This window comes from Marinococcus luteus (assembly GCF_900106595.1).
Lineage (GTDB): Bacteria > Bacillota > Bacilli > Bacillales > Marinococcaceae > Marinococcus > Marinococcus luteus.
In genome coordinates this window covers 68,280-88,557 of record NZ_FNNC01000003.1, presented here as the reverse complement: position 1 = coordinate 88,557, position 20,278 = coordinate 68,280, and the positions used below count along the sequence as shown (strand labels likewise).

The 20,278-nt window shown below is 50.8% G+C and carries 20 protein-coding genes; 13 read left to right on the top strand and 7 right to left on the bottom strand.

Translation table 11 applies throughout. The features are described 5' to 3' along the window. Positions 1-71: 71 nt before the first annotated feature. The gene (locus BLV22_RS07940) at positions 72-968 is read left to right on the top strand and encodes a hypothetical protein (RefSeq protein ID WP_091613635.1); all 897 of its coding nucleotides are present in this window, start codon (positions 72-74) and stop codon (positions 966-968) included. Positions 969-977: 9 nt separating this feature from the next. Here BLV22_RS07940 and BLV22_RS07935 read toward each other — a convergent pair whose 3' ends face one another. After that, the gene (locus BLV22_RS07935) at positions 978-1,520 is read right to left on the bottom strand and encodes a GbsR/MarR family transcriptional regulator (RefSeq protein ID WP_091613632.1); all 543 of its coding nucleotides are present in this window, start codon (positions 1,518-1,520) and stop codon (positions 978-980) included. A 257-nt stretch (positions 1,521-1,777) separates the two neighbouring features. On the opposite strand from BLV22_RS07935, the gene BLV22_RS07930 reads away from it, so the two are divergent. From BLV22_RS07930 to BLV22_RS07920, 3 genes are read left to right on the top strand one after another with little or no spacing between them, the layout of a single operon-like run. After that, the gene (locus BLV22_RS07930) at positions 1,778-2,974 is read left to right on the top strand and encodes a quaternary amine ABC transporter ATP-binding protein (protein WP_091613629.1); all 1,197 of its coding nucleotides are present in this window, start codon (positions 1,778-1,780) and stop codon (positions 2,972-2,974) included. Next, positions 2,967-3,806: an ABC transporter permease gene (locus BLV22_RS07925; RefSeq protein ID WP_091613626.1), complete on the top strand. Its 840-nt coding sequence runs from the start codon at positions 2,967-2,969 to the stop codon at positions 3,804-3,806. Before BLV22_RS07930 ends, BLV22_RS07925 begins: the two co-directional genes overlap by 8 nt. 59 nt (positions 3,807-3,865) lie before the next feature. Continuing rightward, complete coding sequence (locus tag BLV22_RS07920) at positions 3,866-4,816, top strand: glycine betaine ABC transporter substrate-binding protein (protein ID WP_091613623.1); 951 nt, start codon at positions 3,866-3,868, stop codon at positions 4,814-4,816. Between the two features lie 255 nt (positions 4,817-5,071). Here BLV22_RS07920 and BLV22_RS07915 read toward each other — a convergent pair whose 3' ends face one another. After that, on the bottom strand, positions 5,072-5,311 hold the full coding sequence (locus BLV22_RS07915; RefSeq protein WP_022793374.1) for a DUF362 domain-containing protein: 240 nt from the start codon (positions 5,309-5,311) through the stop codon (positions 5,072-5,074). A gap of 227 nt (positions 5,312-5,538) precedes the next feature. On the opposite strand from BLV22_RS07915, the gene BLV22_RS07910 reads away from it, so the two are divergent. After that, positions 5,539-7,317 carry an SLC13 family permease gene (locus tag BLV22_RS07910; RefSeq protein WP_091613621.1) on the top strand — a complete coding sequence of 593 codons (1,779 nt, stop codon included), beginning with the start codon at positions 5,539-5,541 and terminating at the stop codon, positions 7,315-7,317. A gap of 62 nt (positions 7,318-7,379) precedes the next feature. After that, on the top strand, positions 7,380-7,895 hold the full coding sequence (locus tag BLV22_RS07905) for a VanZ family protein (RefSeq protein WP_091613618.1): 516 nt from the start codon (positions 7,380-7,382) through the stop codon (positions 7,893-7,895). Positions 7,896-7,974: 79 nt separating this feature from the next. On the opposite strand, the gene BLV22_RS07900 is transcribed toward BLV22_RS07905, so the two are convergent. Together BLV22_RS07900 and BLV22_RS07895 are read right to left on the bottom strand one after the other, a co-directional pair. Further along, a complete protein-coding gene (locus BLV22_RS07900) occupies positions 7,975-8,361 on the bottom strand; it encodes a single-stranded DNA-binding protein (protein ID WP_091613616.1) in 387 nt (128 codons plus the stop codon). Positions 8,362-8,379: 18 nt separating this feature from the next. After that, positions 8,380-8,946, bottom strand: coding sequence for a transposase (locus BLV22_RS07895; RefSeq protein WP_176967709.1), 567 nt, complete (start codon positions 8,944-8,946; stop codon positions 8,380-8,382). A gap of 345 nt (positions 8,947-9,291) precedes the next feature. Here BLV22_RS07895 and galU point away from each other — a divergent pair, with 345 nt between their 5' ends. Then, positions 9,292-10,179 (top strand): UTP--glucose-1-phosphate uridylyltransferase GalU, encoded by an 888-nt coding sequence (galU, locus tag BLV22_RS07890; protein WP_091613610.1) that lies wholly within the window; start codon positions 9,292-9,294, stop codon positions 10,177-10,179. Positions 10,180-10,260: 81 nt separating this feature from the next. Here the strand turns inward: galU and BLV22_RS07885 are convergent, their stop codons facing one another. Next, the gene (locus BLV22_RS07885; protein WP_091613607.1) at positions 10,261-11,196 is read right to left on the bottom strand and encodes an accessory Sec system S-layer assembly protein; all 936 of its coding nucleotides are present in this window, start codon (positions 11,194-11,196) and stop codon (positions 10,261-10,263) included. A gap of 219 nt (positions 11,197-11,415) precedes the next feature. On the opposite strand from BLV22_RS07885, the gene BLV22_RS07880 reads away from it, so the two are divergent. The 3 genes from BLV22_RS07880 (at position 11,416) to BLV22_RS07870 (ending at position 14,855) form a co-directional block, all read left to right on the top strand. Further along, complete coding sequence (locus tag BLV22_RS07880; RefSeq protein ID WP_176967708.1) at positions 11,416-12,531, top strand: CAP domain-containing protein; 1,116 nt, start codon at positions 11,416-11,418, stop codon at positions 12,529-12,531. A 7-nt stretch (positions 12,532-12,538) separates the two neighbouring features. Then, positions 12,539-13,417: a ribokinase gene (gene rbsK, locus BLV22_RS07875; protein WP_091613602.1), complete on the top strand. Its 879-nt coding sequence runs from the start codon at positions 12,539-12,541 to the stop codon at positions 13,415-13,417. Positions 13,418-13,553: 136 nt separating this feature from the next. Beyond that, the gene (locus tag BLV22_RS07870) at positions 13,554-14,855 is read left to right on the top strand and encodes a UDP-glucose dehydrogenase family protein (RefSeq protein WP_091613599.1); all 1,302 of its coding nucleotides are present in this window, start codon (positions 13,554-13,556) and stop codon (positions 14,853-14,855) included. Positions 14,856-14,920: 65 nt separating this feature from the next. Here BLV22_RS07870 and BLV22_RS07865 read toward each other — a convergent pair whose 3' ends face one another. Next, entirely contained in the window at positions 14,921-16,261 is a 1,341-nt protein-coding gene (locus BLV22_RS07865; protein WP_091613597.1) for an LCP family protein, read from the bottom strand. A 247-nt stretch (positions 16,262-16,508) separates the two neighbouring features. Then, entirely contained in the window at positions 16,509-17,147 is a 639-nt protein-coding gene (locus tag BLV22_RS07860; protein ID WP_091613594.1) for a YigZ family protein, read from the bottom strand. A 230-nt stretch (positions 17,148-17,377) separates the two neighbouring features. Here BLV22_RS07860 and BLV22_RS07855 point away from each other — a divergent pair, with 230 nt between their 5' ends. From BLV22_RS07855 to BLV22_RS07845, 3 genes are all read left to right on the top strand, one after another. Then, positions 17,378-18,511 (top strand): sensor histidine kinase, encoded by a 1,134-nt coding sequence (locus BLV22_RS07855; protein WP_091613592.1) that lies wholly within the window; start codon positions 17,378-17,380, stop codon positions 18,509-18,511. 59 nt (positions 18,512-18,570) lie between these two features. After that, positions 18,571-19,287: a response regulator gene (locus tag BLV22_RS07850; RefSeq protein ID WP_091613589.1), complete on the top strand. Its 717-nt coding sequence runs from the start codon at positions 18,571-18,573 to the stop codon at positions 19,285-19,287. A 131-nt stretch (positions 19,288-19,418) separates the two neighbouring features. Then, positions 19,419-20,276, top strand: coding sequence for a DegV family protein (locus BLV22_RS07845; protein WP_245724051.1), 858 nt, complete (start codon positions 19,419-19,421; stop codon positions 20,274-20,276). Positions 20,277-20,278 lie beyond the last annotated feature (2 nt).

The following is a 20,278-nucleotide window of genomic DNA, read 5'->3' as shown; positions in this document are numbered from 1 at the left end:
ATGCTTTTCTATGCTAGTCCAGTGTAAAAGAAAAATGAAAAAATCTACAGTAAATGAAATGGGGAAGAGCAATGAGCACAGAATCGACCCGCCGTTGGATTCAGCAGGTGTACGACATAGAAGCAGCTTCACCCGGGCAACGAGGAGCCGGGCTCTGCAGCTTAAGGGACAAAGAAGGATCGGAGTGGGAGCTTGTGACCGGAGAGCTTGTACTCCCGGAGAATGAAACGGTCCGGTGGCTTGAGGCTGAGAACGATATCAGCATAAAAAAGACAGTAGAGGGAGATAAACTGGCGGATGCCGGGGAGGCAGGCCGGGCCTATATGTATCAGAAGAAACCGGTAAGCCGTGGGAACGCTCGAAAGGGAGAAGCAGACTACCAGCAGCTTGGCGCCTGCCTGGCAGCAAAGCACCGCAGCTGGCAGGAAAAACTGCCGATGAACGGCAGAGACAGCGTTTCACTGGCGGAGCAGACTATAAAGGCAGAATACCGGCAGATGAAAATGCTGCTTCCGAAAGGCCAGACGATGATCCGGCAAAGTATCAATGCCCTGTGTCCCGTGATCGAGCGAGTTCTTCAGTCGGATGGTACAGGTTTTGTTTTCAGAGAAATGAATTGGGAGCAGGAGAATATGGGGGAAGGAGTTCTGTTTCCGGGAGCGATGCCGGGGGTTCATGTAAGCTTATATGATCTTGCTTCGCTGCTGCGGGCCATTCTTCTTTCCTTTTCCGGCGAACGGGACTATCAGCCCTTTGCCCGGATGGTTTTTAATGAACTGCTTGCCGGTTATGATAGCGTACGAAGCATACCGCTGTCTTCGCTGCAGCAGTTTGCGAATATTCTGGAATGGCATGATCTGTATCAGTATGCACTCCTCTGGCAAAAAGCTGTCACGGGGACAGAGGCGGCAGTCAGAGTGAGGGAGCAGCTCAGGCTTGAGCACCGGCTGCCGTTGCTGGAAATTTAAAAGCGGGACTTACTTCGGGGGGATCATCGCAAAAATTTCACCGCTTTCAAAAATGCGGATCACTTCATCAAGCCATTCATAATAGTTGAGCGCGTAATTGATTTTTTCAAGATCGTGCTGAAGCACGTCGATAAGATAGGGATCCTCCGCTTCCTCCAGAAATACTTCAAAATCCTCTTTGGCGCGGCGGGCTGCTTTTTGATTATTATCCGAAGCTTCCCGCCACCGGTTCACAAAAACGGAGGTAAACGATTGATACCAGTCGTCATTGGATTGGTAGAGGTCTTTACGTACCCCTTTTTCCCATACGCGTTCGACCATTCCAGCATCCATAAGGGCCCGTATGCCAGTGCTCATACTCATTTTACTCATGCCCAGCGCTTCACTCATATCGTCGAGTGTCATGGGACGATCGGCAAACAACATGGTCCCATACAGGCGTCCATTCGTATCGGAAACGCCGTATAAGCCCATATTCTGGGCAATCGTGGAAATGAACTGGTTTTTCGCTTCATCCAGCCTGTTTTGAATATGCTGCTGTTCCGTTTCCATACAGGACCCCCTTTTTGCATGTATGCTTAAAGTTTAGCAAACTGCTGTAAAATAAAAAAATTGAATATTAGGTCGTTAGCTCTTCTAATCAGCAGGTAATAATAGATATAAGTATATAATGTATGTACAGTATATACTTTACGCTCAAAACAGCCTCATATGGCGTGATAAAAGTTTTGTAACTTTTAGCCTAATAATATATAGTAAAAGAGTGATAATAAATACAGACACAGACATAGTAAACGAGGTGTGAAACGTTGGCGAAGATACAAGTGGAGGACTTAACCAAGGTCTTCGGAAAACGCCCAAGCCGTGCAATTAAACTGCTGGAACAGGGAAAATCGAAGGATGAGATCCTGGAAGAAACGGGCTGCACGGTCGGCGTGAACCGGACCAGTTTTTCGGTGGAGGCCGGAGAAATATTTGTCATTATGGGGCTTTCCGGAAGTGGAAAATCGACTCTTGTGAGACTTCTGAACCGGTTAATTGATCCGACCGAAGGAAGCGTCTGGGTGGACGGCGATGATCTGGCCCGCATGGACGATAAAGGGCTGAGAAAGATACGCAGGGAAAAAATGAGCATGGTTTTCCAACAATTCGGACTATTTCCGTTCCGTACAATCCTCGATAATGTGGCATACGGTCTGGAAATCCAGGGACTCGAAGAGGAGGAGAAAAAGAAAAAAGCAGATGAAGCTCTGCAGCTGGTCGGCCTCGGCGGCTATGGCAACATGTATCCGGATGAGCTGTCGGGCGGGATGCAGCAGCGCGTCGGCCTGGCGAGGGCGCTGGCGGCGGATACCGATATTCTGCTGATGGATGAAGCTTTCTCCGCGCTTGACCCGCTGATCCGGAAGGAAATGCAGGATGAGCTGCTCGAGCTGCAGGGCCGGATGAAAAAGACGATTGTGTTTATTACCCACGATTTGGATGAAGCGCTCCGGCTCGGCGACCGCATTACGATCATGAAAGACGGACGGATTGTTCAGATCGGCACGCCGGAGGATATTCTTCAGCATCCCGCCGATGACTACGTGGCCAAATTTGTGGAAGACGTGGACCGCTCCAAGGTATTTACCGCAGAAGCTGTCATGAAACGTCCGGAAGTGCTTACGATTGATAAGGATGGGCCGCGGGTGGCGCTGCAGCGTATGAAAAAAGAAGGTATTTCAAGCCTGTATGTAACCAATAAAGACCGCACGCTGCTCGGCATTGTCCATGCGGATGAAGTATCGGATTTGGTTGAGCAGGGATCCGAAGATATTCGAAGCGTACTGCATGAAGACGTGCCGACGGTGCAAAAAGATACTGTAGTCAAGGAAATGATCGAGCTGCTTACATACAAAAACACACCAGTAGCCGTAATTGATGAAGAAAACAAAATTGTAGGTATTGTTGTAAGAGGCTCCGTCATGGCGCTGCTTTCCGGGAAGGAGGTGTCGGCCGTTGAGTAACATCACGCCGCTGCCGCTTGCTGACTGGATTGATGCGTTTGTCGAATGGCTGACCCAGGCCGAATTTATTTTTGGGCCGCTCACCGACTTTATTGGCTATCTGATCAGCGGGTTTGAATGGTTTTTCGGGATCTTTCCGCCGTGGCTGCTGCTCCTGATTATGGTCGGGTTGACGTTCTGGTTTGCTGGAAGAAAAATCGGGCTGACCGTATTTGTCCTGCTTGGGCTGCTGCTCATCTGGAACCTGGGCTACTGGGAGGACATGGTGCTGACGCTTGCGATTGTACTGACCGCCGGAGTGATTTCCATTGTTATCGGGGTGCCAATGGGCATCTGGATGTCAAGAAGCTCGGCGGTCGAGGGCGCGATCAAGCCGGTGCTCGACTTTATGCAGACGATGCCCGCCTTTGTGTACCTGATCCCGGCAGTTGCCTTTTTCGGGATTGGTATGGTGCCGGGCGTCGTCGCTTCGGTCATCTTTGCGATGCCGCCGACGATCCGTTTTACGAACCTCGGGATCCGGCAGGTGCCGACCGAAATCATCGAAGCGTCGGAGGCCTTCGGATCGACGGGCAACCAGAAGCTGTTTAAGGTGCAGCTGCCGATGGCGAAAACGACAATCATGGCCGGGATTAACCAGACGATCATGCTGGCGCTGTCGATGGTCGTCATTGCCTCGATGATTGGGGCGGACGGCCTTGGGACGGCGGTGTACTTTGCGGTCGGCCGGAACGATGTTGGTGGCGGCTTTGAAGCGGGCCTCGCAATCGTGATTGTGGCGATCATTCTGGACCGGCTGACGCAGGGCATTGGGGCAAGTAAACGAAAATAGGTATACCTTCCGGAACAGGGAGTATCCATACAATTAAGAACAAAAGGGGAGTAATTCACATGGAAAAATTATGGAAAAAAGCTGGTTTAGGTGCAGCCGGGATTTCAATGGCGGCGGTGATGACCGCCTGCGGTGGCGGTGGCGGCGGAGATTCAGAAGATTCCGGCGGTTCTGACGATTCCGGATCGAGTGAAGAATCCTCTTCCGGCGGCAGTTTTGGTGAAGAAGTGGACTACACGATTACCGGTATTGATGCCGGCGCTGGTATTATGTCTCAAAGCGAACAGGCTATCGAAGATTACGGCCTCAGCAACTGGAATCTGCAGTCGAGCTCCGGTGCGGCGATGACTAGCGCACTCGGCGATGCGATTGAAAATGAAGAGCCAATTATTGTTACCGGCTGGACCCCGCACTGGAAATTTGCGGAATACGACCTGAAATATCTGGAGGATCCGGAAGGCTCATTCGGTGACGGTGACGATATTCATACCGTCGTACGCCAGGGACTCGAAGAGGATATGCCGGGAGCGTATCAGTTCCTCGACCAGTTCCAGTGGGAAGCGGAAAACATGGAAGAGATTATGGTAGAAATTCAGGATGGCACCGAGCCGGCTGAAGCCGCTGCTACATGGGTGGATGAAAACGAAGATATGGTATCTGAATGGACCGACGGTGTGGAAGAAGTCGACGGCGAAGCGATTGAACTCGTTTATGTGGCCTGGGACTCTGAAATTGCTTCAACTAACGTAGTCGGAGAAGTGCTCACCGATCTTGGCTACGACGTAACGTTAACCCAGCTTGAAGCTGGACCAATGTTTGCGGCCGTTGCTGATGGAGAAGCGGACGGCATGGTTGCCGGCTGGTTCCCGAATACACACGCAAGCCAGATGGAAGAGTACGGCGATGACTACGAAGACCTTGGTGCGAACCTCGAAGGCGCCATTACCGGCCTGGTCGTTCCGGAATATATGGATATTGATTCCATTGAAGATCTTGAAGCAGAGGAATAAGTATAACGGTAAGCCGGAGCTCTCAGGAGCTTCGGTTTTATTTTTGTCCTCATGCATACCAAATGCCCGCAGGCGTCTGCCTGCGGGCATCAGGAAGTGGCACAATTATGAACCGGGCCAGCAGATATTCCTGGCTTCAGATGGTCCAATAATCGAGGTATGGGGTGGGTAGTAATGATATACCCGTTTTCCCCCGATTTAATCTGCCTGATTGTAAAAATATAAAAATTCCGCTGATAAAAAGCGGCATTCGATTTATTCTGTACCGAAATATTGTTTTGCTTTTTCCAGATACGGTTCTGTTTCCGGTGTCAGTTCAGTATCCTCTATGATAGCTTCTACGGGACAGACAACTACACAGGCACCACAGTCGATACAGACGTCGGGATCAATATAAAATTGCTCTTTTCCTTCTTCAATACAGTCTACAGGACAAACATCCACGCATTCCCCTGCTTTTTCCTCTATACATGGCGATGTAATGACGAATGCCATTTTGGTTCACCTCTTTTCAAAGTATTTCAAGAGATTTATGATTACGCGCCGAAAAACTGTCTCTCCATTGAAGAAAGCCAGCGCCTAGTAAGAAACCTCTCTTTCTCTAGTGTAAAACATATAGTGTTCCTTTACAATTACTTGGCGATAAGTATAATAGGTTGTGAGTCTAAAATTGATTAAACATATTAAAATACTATGAATTATAAAAAAAGGGAGGTGACGGCGTGTCCTGGGAGATTGTATGGGTGCTGATTATCGTATTGGTGATGGTTGGTGCTTTGATGAAGGAAATAGCACGGCCGGGTATTATTTTTTTATTCGTCCTTTCTCTGCTGCTTATCACAGGGATTATTACACCACAACAGGGGCTGAAGGGGTTTGCCAACCAGGGCATGCTGACCGTAGGCCTTCTTTGTATTGTTGCAGGTGCTGTCCAGCAGACCGGCATCGTGGACCGGTTCGTTGAAGGAGTACTGAGCAAAGGCCGCACCCCTAGAGGGTCGCTAATGAAAATGCTCGTCCCCTCGGCGCTCATGAGCGGTTTTCTGAATAATACGCCGATTGTAGCGACGTTTTCGCCGCTTGTGAAACGGTGGTGTGAGAAATACGATCTGGCGCCGTCTAAATTCCTGCTTCCTTTATCCTATGCCACGATTATCGGCGGAACGATTACACTGATAGGAACGTCCACGAACCTCGTAGTGCACGGACTCCTGCTGGAGCGGGGATACGCGGGGTTTCATTTTTTTCAGCTCGCATTAATCGGCATACCGGCGACAATTGCTGTCACCATCTTTATTTTAACGATTGGTATAAAGATTCTTCCGGACCGGAAGCCGCCGCTGTTTTACCAGAAGGAAGGCCTTCGGAAATACATGCTCAAGCTCGAAATCACACCAGATTATAAGCATCTCGGAAATACGCTGAAACGGGCGGGCTTTATTAATGATCCGTCTCTGCAGCTGCTGGCTGTGGTGCCAAACGGTGAAGCAGAAAGCAGGGAGGACGGTGAACACCACATTCTTGAGCCGGGCGACTGTCTGGTTGTATACGGAGATCTCACCCAGGTAGCGATGCTCGAAAATACTGACGGTCTCTATATTAGAACGGAAACGAGTGAGAAAAAAACGGCTGGAGAGCCGAAGGACCGCAAGCTGATGGAAGTAATGGTAACCCACTACTCCAACATTTTATTTACGAAGCTAAAGGACATTTTCTTTGACCAGCGATTTGATGCTGCGATTATCGGCATTCATCGTTATGATGAGAGCTATTCTCCTGAAATGAAAGAAATGGTCGTAAAGCCTGGGGATACACTCCTGCTTTTGGCTGGACCGGAATTTGAACAAAAAACGAGCGCTCATAATGACTTTCATGTCCTGAAAAACAGCGTGAATCCTTTTTTGAAGGGCCCGAGGTGGAAAAGCTGGCTGCCGCTTGTCATGATGATGCTCATGGTCGGTCTGGCTGCCCTGCAGATTATTCCTATTTTCTATGCAGCGCTGCTCGCCGTCGCCGGGCTGCTCCTGACAGGGTCGCTTTCGCTTAAGGATGCTCACCGGTATCTTCCATATGAAGTACTGATCGTCATTGCCGCTGCCTTTGGGCTCGGGGAAGCGATGATGAGTACGGGAGCTGCACCACTTCTTGCAGAGCGGATGATTGACTGGTTTATGCCCTTCGGAGTGCTTGGGGTATTTACCGCCCTGTATGTTCTGACAAATGTGTTTACCGAAGTGGTAACCAACAATGCGGCGGCCATCGTCATGCTTCCTGTGGCGCTGGAAACAGCGGATATTTTATCTGTCTCTCCGCTGGCGGCTGCGGTAATTGTCGCGATTGCAGCGTCCGCGAGCTTTATTACACCGATCGGCTACCAGACGAATCTGTTTGTGTATACGCAGGGCGGCTACCGGTTCACGGATTTTATGAAAATCGGCGTGCCGGTGAGTCTGATTGTTATGGTCATTACTATCAGTATTACATGGACGGTATGGGGTTAAAGGGTGGAAAAGTGCCAGCAGGTTTTTTATACTGAAAATAAAAAAGAAAGAAGGTAAGCACCTTGGATATACGTGCAGAAAGTCTCTCTGCGCATAAATGGCTGTTTGCACTGCCGCTTGCAGGTGCTGTACTAACTATTCTCATTTCAACTTCCATGCCGTATCAGCAGCAGGACATTCGTCCGTGGCTCGAGCACATCCCGTTTGAGTGGCTGCAGCCTTACGTGTCTGTGCCGTCCTTTTCCTATGGCGGGGATCCGGTGAGCGTAGCTGCATCCGGCGTGGAAGGCTATGTGGAATTTTTTATCCGCAAGGCAAGCCACGTGTTTATGTTCACTGCTATATTTCTGGCGGCTCTGCTCGCAGTGTACCCGTACCGCTTTCCATTTTGGGGAAAGCTTGCAGGGGCTTACGGGTTTGTATTTATGTTTGCCCTTCTTGACGAGTTCCGGCAGCACTTCAGCCCGGACAGGCATGGCATGTGGCAGGATGTTGTTCTCGACATGACCGGGGTATCCGCTGCAGCGGTGATTGTTGTTTTGTGCTGGCTGTGGAGGTACGGCTCGCGGTTTATGTAAAAAGTCCCCTGCAGAGGAATGCGGGGGACTTCGTTTGTGAAAGAGGGGGTAACGCGGGGGAGATAAAGCGAGGGGGCTGTTACATGCCGGCAGGGAAAGGTTCAGTGCTTAAGCCGATGCTTTCCGGCGGCGCGTCAGAGGCGCCTGGTTGCAGCTTTAAAAATCGGACGTCTTCAGCGTTTACTTCAACCACCTGCACGCGCTTGTTGTCCTTGTTATCATACAGCCGGGTATTAATTCTTCCTTTCACGCCGACCATAGCGCCTTTGTGGCAGTATTCGCACGTCGTTTCCGCCTGGCGCCGCCATACGGTGACAGGCACAAAATCGGCGTCGTATTCCCCTTCCTGATTGCGAAAGGACCGCTGGACCGCAAGAGTGAAGTTGCATACCGGGGTCCCGTCTTTCGTATAGGTTAATTCGGGATCGCGGGTGAATCTGCCAACAAGCGTCACCTGGTTAAACATGTAATCACTCCTGAATAATTAGTGGGTCTGGGTTACAGACGTGTGGTATAAAAATCGGTGAAAATATTCATGTCTTGGAGAAGGAAAAAATGCGAGGGTGCGATCGAGGGATAAAAAGGGGTGTCTCGGGGCGTATTCGGACTGCGGCGCAAGGTAGTCCCGGGCGCTGCACCACCGGTACGTGCCGGGATAGGGATGATCCAGCTTCTCAGAGGGAAGCAGATGTATCCGGCGGCTCTGTTCAAAAAAAGACGTTTCGTCCGGGAGAAGTTCGGAATGGTAACGGGACTGAAAAATGGGACCGCCGGTTTCATAATGGCGTCGGTAGTGCATAGCATAGGAAGCATGCAGCTCCCGCATAATAGTGGAGATGGAGACGTACGTGGATTCGGCCAGCAGGTGAATGCTGTCGGGAAGCAGACAGTAAGCGTGAAGGTCGAGCTTCGTGGTATTGATTACTTTGGCTAATAAGTATACGTATTGTTTATAGTCTTTTTCATCGGGAAATAATGTGCGGTTGGAAGCCCCAGCTGCAGTAATGTAATAGACGGTGCCTGGAAACCAAAGGCGTTCTTCCCGGGGCACGGGCATACACCTCTTTCGTTAAAAGTTTGTAGGGAGTATTTCACCAAGAGGAGGGGGTTGGTGAAAATAAGGTCGCAGACAGGACCTTGGGGGCAGAAAAAAACGCGGTTGCGCCTCCTTTCGTGTTAGAATATAACTACTATACCATATATTCCAACAAAAGGAAGAAGCAGAATGTGACAACACTTTGGGACCCCTGACCCTGCTTTGGAAAATTTAAGCAGGATGATTTTGTTCCATGTATTTGTATTTCCTATTTACTATGGTATGTTGAATACAGCTTGATTTGTCTTGTATTTGACATGCGTGGAAGGCACGCAGCACAGTTATCAAGGAGGAAAAAAGATGAAAGTACGTAAAGCAATTATTCCGGCCGCAGGGCTTGGAACGCGTTTTCTGCCGGCCACAAAGGCGCAGCCGAAGGAAATGCTTCCGATCGTGGACAAACCAACTATTCAATACATAGTAGAAGAAGCGATTGCTGCCGGTATTGAAGACATTATTATCGTAAGCGGACGCGGCAAGCGTGCGATTGAGGACCATTTCGACGTTTCGTATGAGCTCGAACAGACACTTGAAAAGAAAAACAAAACGAAGCAGCTCGAGGAAGTCCAGCAGATTTCCAATATGGCAAATATCCACTACATCCGCCAGAAAGAGCCGAAGGGCCTCGGACACGCCATCTGGTGTGCCCACCGTTTTATCGGGGACGAGCCGTTTGCTGTTTTGCTTGGTGACGATATTGTGCATTCAGATGAGCCGTGCATGAAGCAGCTCACAGACATCTTTGATAAGTACCAGAGCTCGGTCGTCGGTGTGCAGCAGGTGCCGGATCAGGACGTTTCCAAGTACGGCATCATTGATCCGAAAAGCGAGGAAGAACCCGGCGTACACAAAGTCCAGGGCTTAAAGGAAAAGCCGGACCTTGCGGATGCACCGTCCAACTACGCGGTAATGGGGCGTTACGTTCTGACACCGGAAATCTTCGACATTCTCGAAACGCTGCCGCCGGGATCCGGCAATGAGATTCAGCTGACGGATGCGATCACGAAGCTGAATGAAAGCCAGGACGTGCTGGCTTATGAATTTGACGGCGTACGCTACGATGTCGGCGACAAATTCGGCTTTGTTAAAGCGACGATCGATTTTGCCCTCGACCGGGAAGATCTGCGCGGACCGCTTGAGGATTACCTGCAGAACAATATTCTGCAAACCGAAACGGATAAAAAGTAATCATGCTGGACGAAAAAGTCGGCGGGCACTGTCCCGGCGGCTTTTTTGCGTAAAAAAAAGAGCCCGCCCGGGGCTCCTTCGTTACGCGTTGTTTTCATCCTGTTTCTTTTTAATCGGATAGGCTCTCCATTTGGAAAGGTCGATTTCTTCTTTTTTCAGCAGACGGTGCGGAAAAACAAACGTCCATGGCCGGCTTGAGAACGGCTGCACGGCAAAATTGTCGAGCTTGAACCCACCCCGGGCGATGACTTCTTCGTGCGCATCCTCCACCTGCAGCGGGACGTTGTCGAGCTTGAGCTCATTGTTGCCCCCGTTGCGGATGAGAAGCGTCACATGCAGGTCACCGTTTTCCGACTGCACGGCGCGCATGCCCATAAAGTTGACCTCACCGGGACGCGGAGGTTTCATGTCGCGGATCATATCCTTCAGCTTGTCCACCTGCTGCTCGCTGAGCGCATTTTTCCAGCTGTCGGCAAGGTCAAGGTGGTGTTCGCGCTTTGGCTTGTCCACGTGAAAGCCGATTTTCCATCCGTCTTTAGGAAATTCCTGCTGAAGCTGTTCCTTGGGCGCGAAATAAAAGTTCCACGGCCGGGCGCTTCTTGGCGGAATGTCGCCGACACCGCTTAAATCCACTTTCTTTTTCGCGATTACCTTATTGTCATTACTCATCAGGAGCACCGTGGACTGCTTCAAACGGATAGCTTTTTCTGCGCCGTTGCGGATAAAGGCGGTGACAAGCATCAGGCCGTTTTCATCCCGCTGTGCACTGATACCCGATAGAGCCACCTGTCCGGGCTTCAGACGAGGTGCCTCACCGTTTAAAAAGCGCAGATAATATTCATCCTCTTCCGGAATTTCGGCTTCCGGATGCAGGCTGAGAGTCGTTTCTACGGTCCGCCCACTGTCATCGTGTGCTTCGTCTATGGTTTCCTCATCAGCCGGGGTCTGGTCTGCCATTTCGTCTGGTTTGACAGCGTCACCCTGGGACGATTGCTTTTTTTTACCGAATAAAGCCATACTTTTCACCCTTTTATAAATGTCATAGTTATAAAGTTCGTTATATAAATGTACCGGCGTTAAAGATAGTCTGTACGTCCTTTCAGTATATCATTCTGCCGAAGGACTTTTAAGGGGGATATCCAAATGCAAGTTAATATTCCCGAGGGTCTTTTTCCTGTACAATTACTATATACAAGTAAAACAAATAATAAATGAACAAATAGAGGAGTTATGCACATGAAGGGTCTGGTCGGCACGGCGGTGTTAGTGGCTCTGTTGGCAGCGTTTGTAGTTTACAGCCCGGCGGATTCTACCTGGGGCGGGGTGAAAGACCGTATCGAAGAAGCAGGCGGCACGACATACGAAGGGACGGAAACGCAGGGCGAAAGAATGGCGCTGTTTTTATCCAATCTGCTCGGTGAAAACCTGCAGGCGGATGAAAGCAGCGGAGGCGCGCCGGAGGCAGGTACCGTGGAAACGGAAGTGCCTGAAGGGACAGGAGACTGGGAAATTGCAGGCGTAAGTATTGGAGACAGTCTCGAAGAAGTGGAAGCGGCGCGCGGGGAAGCGAAGGACGTGCAGGCCGGCAGTTATTCGTTCGATTGGCATATTTATTACGACGGTGATTATGAGCAGTACGCCCAGTACGGGATTGAGGACGGACGCGTAGTAGCGCTTTATTCCAACCAGCAGACGTGGCAGGATGATGAAGGAAACGGTTGGGGCACCGGACGCAGTGTTATCCAGGATACGTACGGAGAATCCATGGAGACGGTCACCCGCGGGAACATCCGCACGGAAACGAATGAACAGCAGCAGGGCGTCTATGAGGTGGAGGAAGGCTTTGCGACCTTTTTCTATGACGTCCATGAAGAAAACAGGGTGAATGCTCTGCTGTTGGTGGATAAAGAGGTGGAAAGGAACTCGTCGTTCTATACCGAAGAGTCCGAAGAAGTGCGGGAGTCGTATGAACGGCTCGTATGGCATTTAACCAATGCCCAGCGTGTGCAGCTCGGCCGGGACACGCTCACCTACAATGAGCCGGTGGCAGCTGTCGCAAGAGCGCACAGTGAAAACATGGCTGAAAACCAGTTTTTCGATCACGTGAATCCGGAAGGGCAGTCTCCGTTTGACCGCCTGGAAAGTGACGGCATACGGTACGTGCAGGCTGCCGAAAATATTGCTTCCGGCCAGCGGTCTCCGCTGTATGCGACGGCCGGGTGGATGAATTCGTATGAAGGGCACCGCGAAGCGATGCTCGGCAATTACGACGGTCTCGGTGTCGGAGTGGCGTTTGACGACGAAAACCGTCCGTTTTATACGCAGAATTTTGTTAGTCCAAGCAGGGAGTGATAGATGAATGCCGGCAAATATAGTGGTTGTTGGAAGTATTAACATGGATCTGGTCACAACAGCAAAACGAATGCCTTCCCGGGGAGAAACGATCCTCGGGGAAGGTTTTCATACATATTTTGGCGGAAAAGGGGCCAATCAGGCAGTGGCCGCAGCCCGCCTCGGTGCCCGGGTGTCGATGGTCGGAGCGGTTGGAAGCGATGCTTTCGGAACAGAATATTTGGAGCATTTGGGGACGGAAGGCATCAATACAGAGCACGTCCGCACGCGTTCGGGCGTGGCAAGCGGTGTGGCTACAATTATTGTATCTGAAGGAGACAATTGCATTATTGTGACGCCGGGGGCGAATGCCACTCTCAGTTCCGGGGATATTGAAAAAAGCCGGTCCCTCCTGAGAGAGGCAGATGTGGTGCTCGTACAGCTTGAAATCCCGGCACCGGCAGTGGAAAAGGTGCTTCAAACCGCTGAAGAGGAGCAGACGCCGGTTATTTTAAACCCGGCGCCCATGCAGCCGCTATCCCCGGCTTATTGGGATAAAGCCGCCTACCTGACACCGAACGAGAAGGAGTTTGAACGGCTGCAGGAGGAGTGGCCGTCGATTGCCGGCCACAGGGAAAATGTGGTGGTAACGAAAGGGGCGGCGGGAGTATCAATCCTGCGTGCAGATGGCAGAGAGAGCGTAATTCCTGTGCGCACGGCGGACGTGCGTGACACCACAGGGGCCGGTGATACGTTTAACGGAGCGTTTGCAACAGCAGTGGCCGAAGGGATGCCCCTCGAAGATGCCTGCTGGTTTGCCAACGCTGCTTCAGCGATTTCTGTCGAAAAAGAAGGAGCCCAGACCGGGATGCCGGTACGGGCGCAGATCGAAGGCTGGGACCTTTAACACGTATGCAGAAGTGAATGTAGAATAATTGGTAAAATATGATACAATAAAATCTGACAATCACGCTTAAACGTAAGCGCTCATTCACACGTATATTAAAGTACGAAAATACAGAAATTAAAGGTTGGGAAAACGTATGAAGCTAACAGTAGTAGGTACCGGCTATGTCGGCCTTGTATCAGGAACAAGTTTTGCAGAGCTTGGCAATGACGTGATCTGTGTGGATAAAATTCCGGAGAAAGTGGATCGGCTGAATAATGGGGAGATCCCGATTTATGAACCGGGTCTGAAAGAGTTGGTAGACTCAAACCGTGCAGCCGGACGTCTGCAGTTCACGACAGAGCTTCAGCCTGCCGTCCAGGCCTCAGACGTGGTGGTTATTGCTGTCGGCACACCGGAATCGGAAACAGGAGCAGCCAACATGTCCTATGTGTACGGCGTAGCGGACGAAATCGGGGAAGCGGTGAATGATGACAAATTCCGCGTCGTAGTGAATAAATCGACCGTGCCGGTGGGGACTGCGGACCGCGTACGTTCGCTGATTGCGGATAAAAACCCGGATGCCCAGGTCGAAGTATGCTCCGTGCCGGAATTTCTCCGGGAAGGATCAGCGGTTAAGGATACATTTAATCCTGACCGTGTCATTATTGGCACAAACTCCGATAAAGCAGCGGGGATTTTAACAGAGCTGCATCAGCCGCTCACAGACAATATCGTTGTGACAGATCCGCGCAGCTCCGAAATGATTAAATATGCCTCCAACGCCTTTCTTGCCACGAAGATCTCTTTTGTGAACGAAGTGGCGAATATCTGCGATTACTACGGTGCAGATATCAATGCGGTTACACGTGGGATGGGAATGGACAACCGGATCGGGCCGAAGTTTTTGAATGCGGGGATCGGCTACGGGGGCTCCTGCTTCCCGAAAGACGTAAAAGCAATCAAACACCTGGCGGAGGTGAAAGGCTACTATCCGCAGCTGCTGCAGGCCGTAAACGACGTGAACGAAAAGCAGAGCCTGCGCATGGTGGACCACCTGAATGTTATTTTTAACGAAGACATCCGCAATATTACGGTGGCGCTTCTCGGACTGGCGTTCAAGCCGAACACAGACGATATGCGGGAAGCCCCGTCGCTGAAAATCATCCGTTCGCTCCAGGAATACGGCGTGAAGGTGCGTGCCTTCGACCCGGTAGCAGAAGACAATGCGAAACAGCTGCTTGAGGGGGACATCTACTTTGCGGAAAATGCGCTGGATGCCTGCGAAGGCGCAGATGCGGCGATGCTTGTGACAGAGTGGGATGAATGCCTTCAGGTAACGCCGGAGAAATTAAAAAGCATCATGAACAAGCCGGTCATGATTGACGGCAGAAATGCATTTGAAGCAAAAGAGTTTAAAGAAGCCGGCTTTATTTATCACGGTATCGGCCGGAAATAGTCATAGAAAAGCCCGAAAGGAGAATATACTCCTTCCGGGCTTTTTTTATGCTGACAAGCGTGTGCTTACGGTGTTGTTTCCTCGTAGCTTTCTTCCTCGGCTGGAGCTTCTTCGTACGACTCCTCTTCAGCTGGTGCCTCTTCTTCCGTGGCCGGCTCCTCGTAGGATTCTTCGGCCGGGGCGTCTTCTTCCGTGGCCGGCTCCTCGTAGGATTCTTCTTCCGTGGCGTCTTCTTCCGTGGCCGGCTCCTCGTAGGATTCATCAGCTGGCGCTTCTTCTTCCGTGGCCGGCTCCTCGTAGGATTCATCAGCTGGCGCTTCTTCTTCCGTGGCCGGTTCTTCGTAGGATTCTTCAGCCGGCGCTTCCTCTTCGGCAGCCGGTTCCTCGTAGGATTCTTCGGCTGGTGCTTCATTGTTCGCCTGCGTACCAGGGAGGGCCAGCGGCTCTTCTGAAGCCGGGAGGTCGAGCTGCTTACGCAGGTTGTTGGACGTTTCGAGCGTTGCCTCCGGATCAAGCTGGTAGTAATAAATGCCGTCGATCGTCGTGTCTGCCCCCTGCAGCTGGCTGGAATCAATTTCGTTTAGTGAATCGGCGTACTGCTGCAAAGCGATCATGTTGCCGAACGTGAAGTTGGTGCTCACATTTTCGCTGACGCTGTCAAAAACGTTATCATAGTTATCGATGGATTCGATGGAGCCGGCTTTTTTGATTAGGCTCTCAAGCACTTCCTGCTGACGTTCGCCGCGTCCAAGATCGCCCCGTGGGTCTTCTTTTCTCATCCGCACGTATTTCAGCGCTTCTTCGCCGCTCAGCGTTGCCGGTCCTTCTTCAAACTCTGTTCCTTCCTCCGTGAAATCAAACGGTACGTCGACATCAACGCCGTCAAGGTCGTTAATAATATCGGTGAAAGCCGCAAAATCTGATTTCACGTAGTAGTCGATTGGGATGTTCAGTGTATTTTCAACGGACTGGACTGCCAGGTCGGTACCGCCGTAGGCATTGGCATGCGCGATTTTATTTTCGCCGTTTCCTTCAATGTTTACGAGCGAGTCTCTTGGAATACTCACAAGCTTCACTTTCTTGGAATCCTTGTTGAATGTACCGACGACCATCGCGTCAGAACGCCCGTCCATGGAACCATCTTCACGGTCGTCCACTCCGAGGAATAAAACCGAGAAGCTGTCCTCCGAGGGATCAACGGCCTGGTCCCGGAGATTCGATTTTTCGCCGCGTTCGAGCTCTTCTTCTGTATCAGCGGACACACTGTTCAACTGCTGGAGAAAGTAGGCGGAAGCACCTCCGGCAAGCAGAAGAAAAAGCAACGCAACGATAGCTGTGGTTTTCCAGATGAAGGATTTCTTTCTTCTTTTACGAAGGTTTCTCCGTTGAGACGTTGAGCTTGGCATGTCGGCACTTCTCCTTTAAATTGTATAATGATCGTGGCATAGAAAACGGCAAAGAGCGTCTTTGGATACGCTGTTATATAAAAATCAGCTAAAATGGGAGCATTTTGAAAAAATATTGTATTCTTTCATTGTAGCCGAGCCAGAAAAGATAGTAAACAAAATAAACATCCGGCACGAAAACTATTTCTGTGCCGGAAACATATTTAACAGCGGCCGCCGAATATTACCGGGGAAATAAATAAAAGGGCTACGAAGGTTCTTCGGTTTCGACGAAGGCCTGTTTCCCTTCTTCAATGCCGGCCTGGCCGCTGCTGATGTTTACAAGCCACTCACGGCATGCCTCCACCTCTTCAACCGGTGTATAAAGATGAAGCTGCACCTGCTCCCCGTAGTCAATCGAATCAAGAATATAAGAGGACTTCCGGGCTTCATATTCCAGTTTGCCGAGCAGACTGTAGTCGGCGGAAACCACCAGCTCCTGCATCAGCGTACGGCGCACGATTCCGATATGATTCAGCGCCTCGGAAACCGAGGAGCCGTAGGCCCGGATGAGGCCGCCGGCGCCGAGCTTTATTCCACCGAAGTAGCGGGTGACAACGACTGCAGTATCTTTCAGCTCCCGTTTTTTCAGCACCTCGAGCATCGGTACGCCCGCGGTGCCATTCGGCTCACCGTCATCATTGGCTTTTTGGATATGGTCCTGCTCGCCGATCAAATACGCCGAACAGTTGTGGGCGGCGTTCCAGTGCTCTTTTTTTATTTGCTCAATGAACGAATGAGCGGTTACTTCGTCTGCTGCGCGGGTAATATGGGTAATGAAGCGTGATTTATTTATGGTAAATTCATGATGGCCGCTTTGTTTAATGGTACGATATGAAGTAAGCATACGGTAACATTCCTCCTAGGTATTGTCATTACCGTATAATATGATTGTAATGGTTGCAACATTTTGGCCAGTATATAACAGGAAATAAGCGAAAACGAAACAAAATAAGAGTTAAATATGTAAATTTGTGATTTTTCATTACATAGCGGAATAGGTCCAAAAGAATATGCTAAACTATTCATGAACCGTTCCAAACGGTATTGAAAATTCGCAGGCAAGTATAGAGGGTGATGGTGGCCTTGCGAAACGCAGCAGACTTAGATCAAATTATTGAGCAAATGCTTCAGACAGTAGAGAAAAGCAAGGAAGAAATTTTTGAGATCAGTGAAACCTCCAGAAAAGAACTTCACACACTCCAGGATGAGTTGAAGGAAATACAGGAACACATTTCGGAAACGATTGAACGCTCCGATCAGCTGGAGGTTGAAGCCAGGGTCGCAAGAAATCAGTTAGCAGAGGTAAGCAAACGATTTCGGCAGTTCAGCGATGAAGAAGTGCAGAAGGTGTATGAAAAAGCCAACGAGTCACAGGTGAATCTCGCTGTGGTTCGGCAGGAAGAAAAACGCCTCCGCGACCGCAGGGACAATATCGAACGCCGCCTGATTCAACTGGATGAAACCATTGAACGGGCTGAAACGCTTGTATCCCAGGTTGGCATTGTTTATAACTTTCTTGCCGGCGATCTTCAGGACGTCGGTGAGTTTGTCGAAAACGCCCGGGAAAAGCATGAGTTCGGCCTGCAGATCATTGAAGCGCAGGAGGACGAGCGCAAGCGGGTGGCGCGTGAAATTCACGACGGCCCGGCACAGACGCTCGCGCACGTACTGCTCCGCTCGGAGCTTGTCGAGAAAATCTCCCGGGAAAAAAGCGCGGAGGAAGCCATCCAGGAATTCCGGGAGCTGCGTGTTCTGATACGCTCAAGCCTTGGGGAAGTACGCAGGATTATTTACGACCTGCGGCCGATGGCGATTGATGATCTCGGCCTCGTGCCGACGCTTCAGAAGTACCTGCGTCACCTTGAAGACAACACAGGCATGGTAACAGAGTTTACAACGAAGGGGAAAGAAGCAAGAGTCGCCCCGAACCTTGAGATCGGGCTGTTCCGCATCGTACAGGAGGCAGCCCAGAACGCCTACAAGCACGCAAAACCGGACCTTCTCCGGGTGCAGCTCGAACAGAGACCGACGAGCATTACGATTTTAATCAAAGATGATGGCAAAGGGTTCGACGTAGATAAAGAACGGGACAAATCGTTCGGCCTTCTCGGCATGAGAGAACGTGTGAACGCCCTGGGCGGGCAGCTGACGATTGATTCCGTTGTCGGCCAGGGCACAAGAGTGAAAGTGTTTGTGCCGGTTCATTAATGCAAAAGGCTGAATCAAATAATTAAAAGATAAGTGAAGCGAAGAAAGGATGAGAACGTATGCAAGAACGTATCGATGAAAAAATCAAATTGCTGTTGATTGATGACCATCAGCTTTTCCGTGAAGGCGTCAAACGCATTCTGGATATGGAAGAAAACTTTGAGATTGTTGCAGAAGGCAGTGACGGAGAAGAAGCGTTTACTCTTGTCGACGATTATCATCCGGACGTTGTGCTGATGGATATCAACATGCCGGGTGTCAACGGCGTCGAAGCGACCAAGACGCTGATCGAACGCCACCCGGATTTGAAGGTGCTTATTCTAAGCATCCACGACGATGAGTCGTACGTGACGCACGTGCTGAAAACAGGAGCTTCCGGCTACCTGCTGAAGGAAATGGATGCTGACGCCCTGATTGAAGCAGTTAAGGTTGTCGGCTCCGGCGGCGCCTACATCCATCCGAAGGTAACGCAGAACCTGATTAACGAATACCGCCGGCTCGCTCATGAAGGCGACGATCACGGCGCCGACGATACCGAAATCGGCTACAAAGAGGTCGAATACCGCAAGCCGCTCCACATTCTGACCCGCCGCGAGTGCGAAGTGCTGCAGCTGATGACTGACGGCTACAGTAACCGGATGATCGGTGAGTCGCTCTATATCAGTGAAAAAACAGTGAAAAACCACGTGAGTAACATTCTGCAGAAAATGAATGTGAACGACCGGACGCAGGCGGTTGTCGAATCGATTAAAAAGGGCTGGGTGAAAGTCCGCTAAATAAACAAAGGCTGCCGGTGTGATATCGGCAGCCTTTTTGCGCTTTGGCATTGACTTCCGGCGGGAAGTCCGTAAAATGAAAACGAACTCATACATGCCTGTTATAGACAGAACGAAAGGAGAGGGCCTGTTTGCCAAATATCGCCGTAGTTACTGACAGCACCTCGTACCTGAATCCTGAAGAACTCAAGCAGTGGAACATTCATGAAATCCCGCTCAATGTGGTGGTGAATGAAGAAGCGATGCCGGAGACTGACTGGGATGCCGCAACGTATTTTCAGACGATGAGAAATTCGGAAACACTGCCGACCACGTCGCAGCCGTCGCCGGGAAAAATGGAGGACCTCTACCGGGAGCTTGCCCGGGAGGCTGATGAAATTATATCAATTCATTTAAGCAGCGGGATCAGCGGTACGCACCAGACAGCTGTCGCCGTCGCTGATGACATTAAGGATACGGTCCGCGTGCACTGCTATGATTCGGAAATCAGTGCCCGGGCCCAGGGCTATTTTGTGTTAACTGCCGCCCGGATGGCCTCAGAAGGATATGATATGGCGGCTATTTTTGCCGAGCTCGATAAAATCAAAGAAACGATGCGGGCGTACTTTATCGTCGAAGACCTGCGTCACCTGCAGCGGGGCGGTCGTCTGAGCGGTGCACAGGCACTTGTTGGCAGCATGATGCGTATCAAGCCGGTGCTCGAATTTACTGACAAAAAGATTGTACCGTATGAAAAAGTACGCACATCCAAAAAAGCGCTTGCGCGCATTCAGTCCCTCTTTTTGGAGGAAGCCGCCAAAGGACCGCTCGAAGCAAGTGTTCTCCACGCAAACGCTGAAGAAACCGGGGAAGCGTTCCGCAAGCAGCTGCAGGAAGCCTCGCCGGAGTCCCGGATCATTCTCGAACACCTCGGCCCGGTGATCGGCACCCACCTCGGCGAAAACGCCATCGGGCTCGCCTGGTACCGCCCCGAAACCTTCTCTAAGTAATT

Coding starts and splice junctions, on each gene's coding strand:
- BLV22_RS07940 (WP_091613635.1), top strand. CDS start 72: ATGAGCACAGAATCGACCCGCCGTTGGATTCAGCAGGTGTACGACATA.
- BLV22_RS07935 (WP_091613632.1), bottom strand. CDS start 1,520: ATGGAAACGGAACAGCAGCATATTCAAAACAGGCTGGATGAAGCGAAA.
- BLV22_RS07920 (WP_091613623.1), top strand. CDS start 3,866: ATGGAAAAATTATGGAAAAAAGCTGGTTTAGGTGCAGCCGGGATTTCA.
- BLV22_RS07915 (WP_022793374.1), bottom strand. CDS start 5,311: ATGGCATTCGTCATTACATCGCCATGTATAGAGGAAAAAGCAGGGGAA.
- BLV22_RS07900 (WP_091613616.1), bottom strand. CDS start 8,361: ATGTTTAACCAGGTGACGCTTGTTGGCAGATTCACCCGCGATCCCGAA.
- galU (WP_091613610.1), top strand. CDS start 9,292: ATGAAAGTACGTAAAGCAATTATTCCGGCCGCAGGGCTTGGAACGCGT.
- BLV22_RS07885 (WP_091613607.1), bottom strand. CDS start 11,196: ATGGCTTTATTCGGTAAAAAAAAGCAATCGTCCCAGGGTGACGCTGTC.
- BLV22_RS07880 (WP_176967708.1), top strand. CDS start 11,416: ATGAAGGGTCTGGTCGGCACGGCGGTGTTAGTGGCTCTGTTGGCAGCG.
- rbsK (WP_091613602.1), top strand. CDS start 12,539: ATGCCGGCAAATATAGTGGTTGTTGGAAGTATTAACATGGATCTGGTC.
- BLV22_RS07870 (WP_091613599.1), top strand. CDS start 13,554: ATGAAGCTAACAGTAGTAGGTACCGGCTATGTCGGCCTTGTATCAGGA.
- BLV22_RS07865 (WP_091613597.1), bottom strand. CDS start 16,261: ATGCCAAGCTCAACGTCTCAACGGAGAAACCTTCGTAAAAGAAGAAAG.
- BLV22_RS07860 (WP_091613594.1), bottom strand. CDS start 17,147: ATGCTTACTTCATATCGTACCATTAAACAAAGCGGCCATCATGAATTT.
- BLV22_RS07855 (WP_091613592.1), top strand. CDS start 17,378: ATGGTGGCCTTGCGAAACGCAGCAGACTTAGATCAAATTATTGAGCAA.
- BLV22_RS07850 (WP_091613589.1), top strand. CDS start 18,571: ATGCAAGAACGTATCGATGAAAAAATCAAATTGCTGTTGATTGATGAC.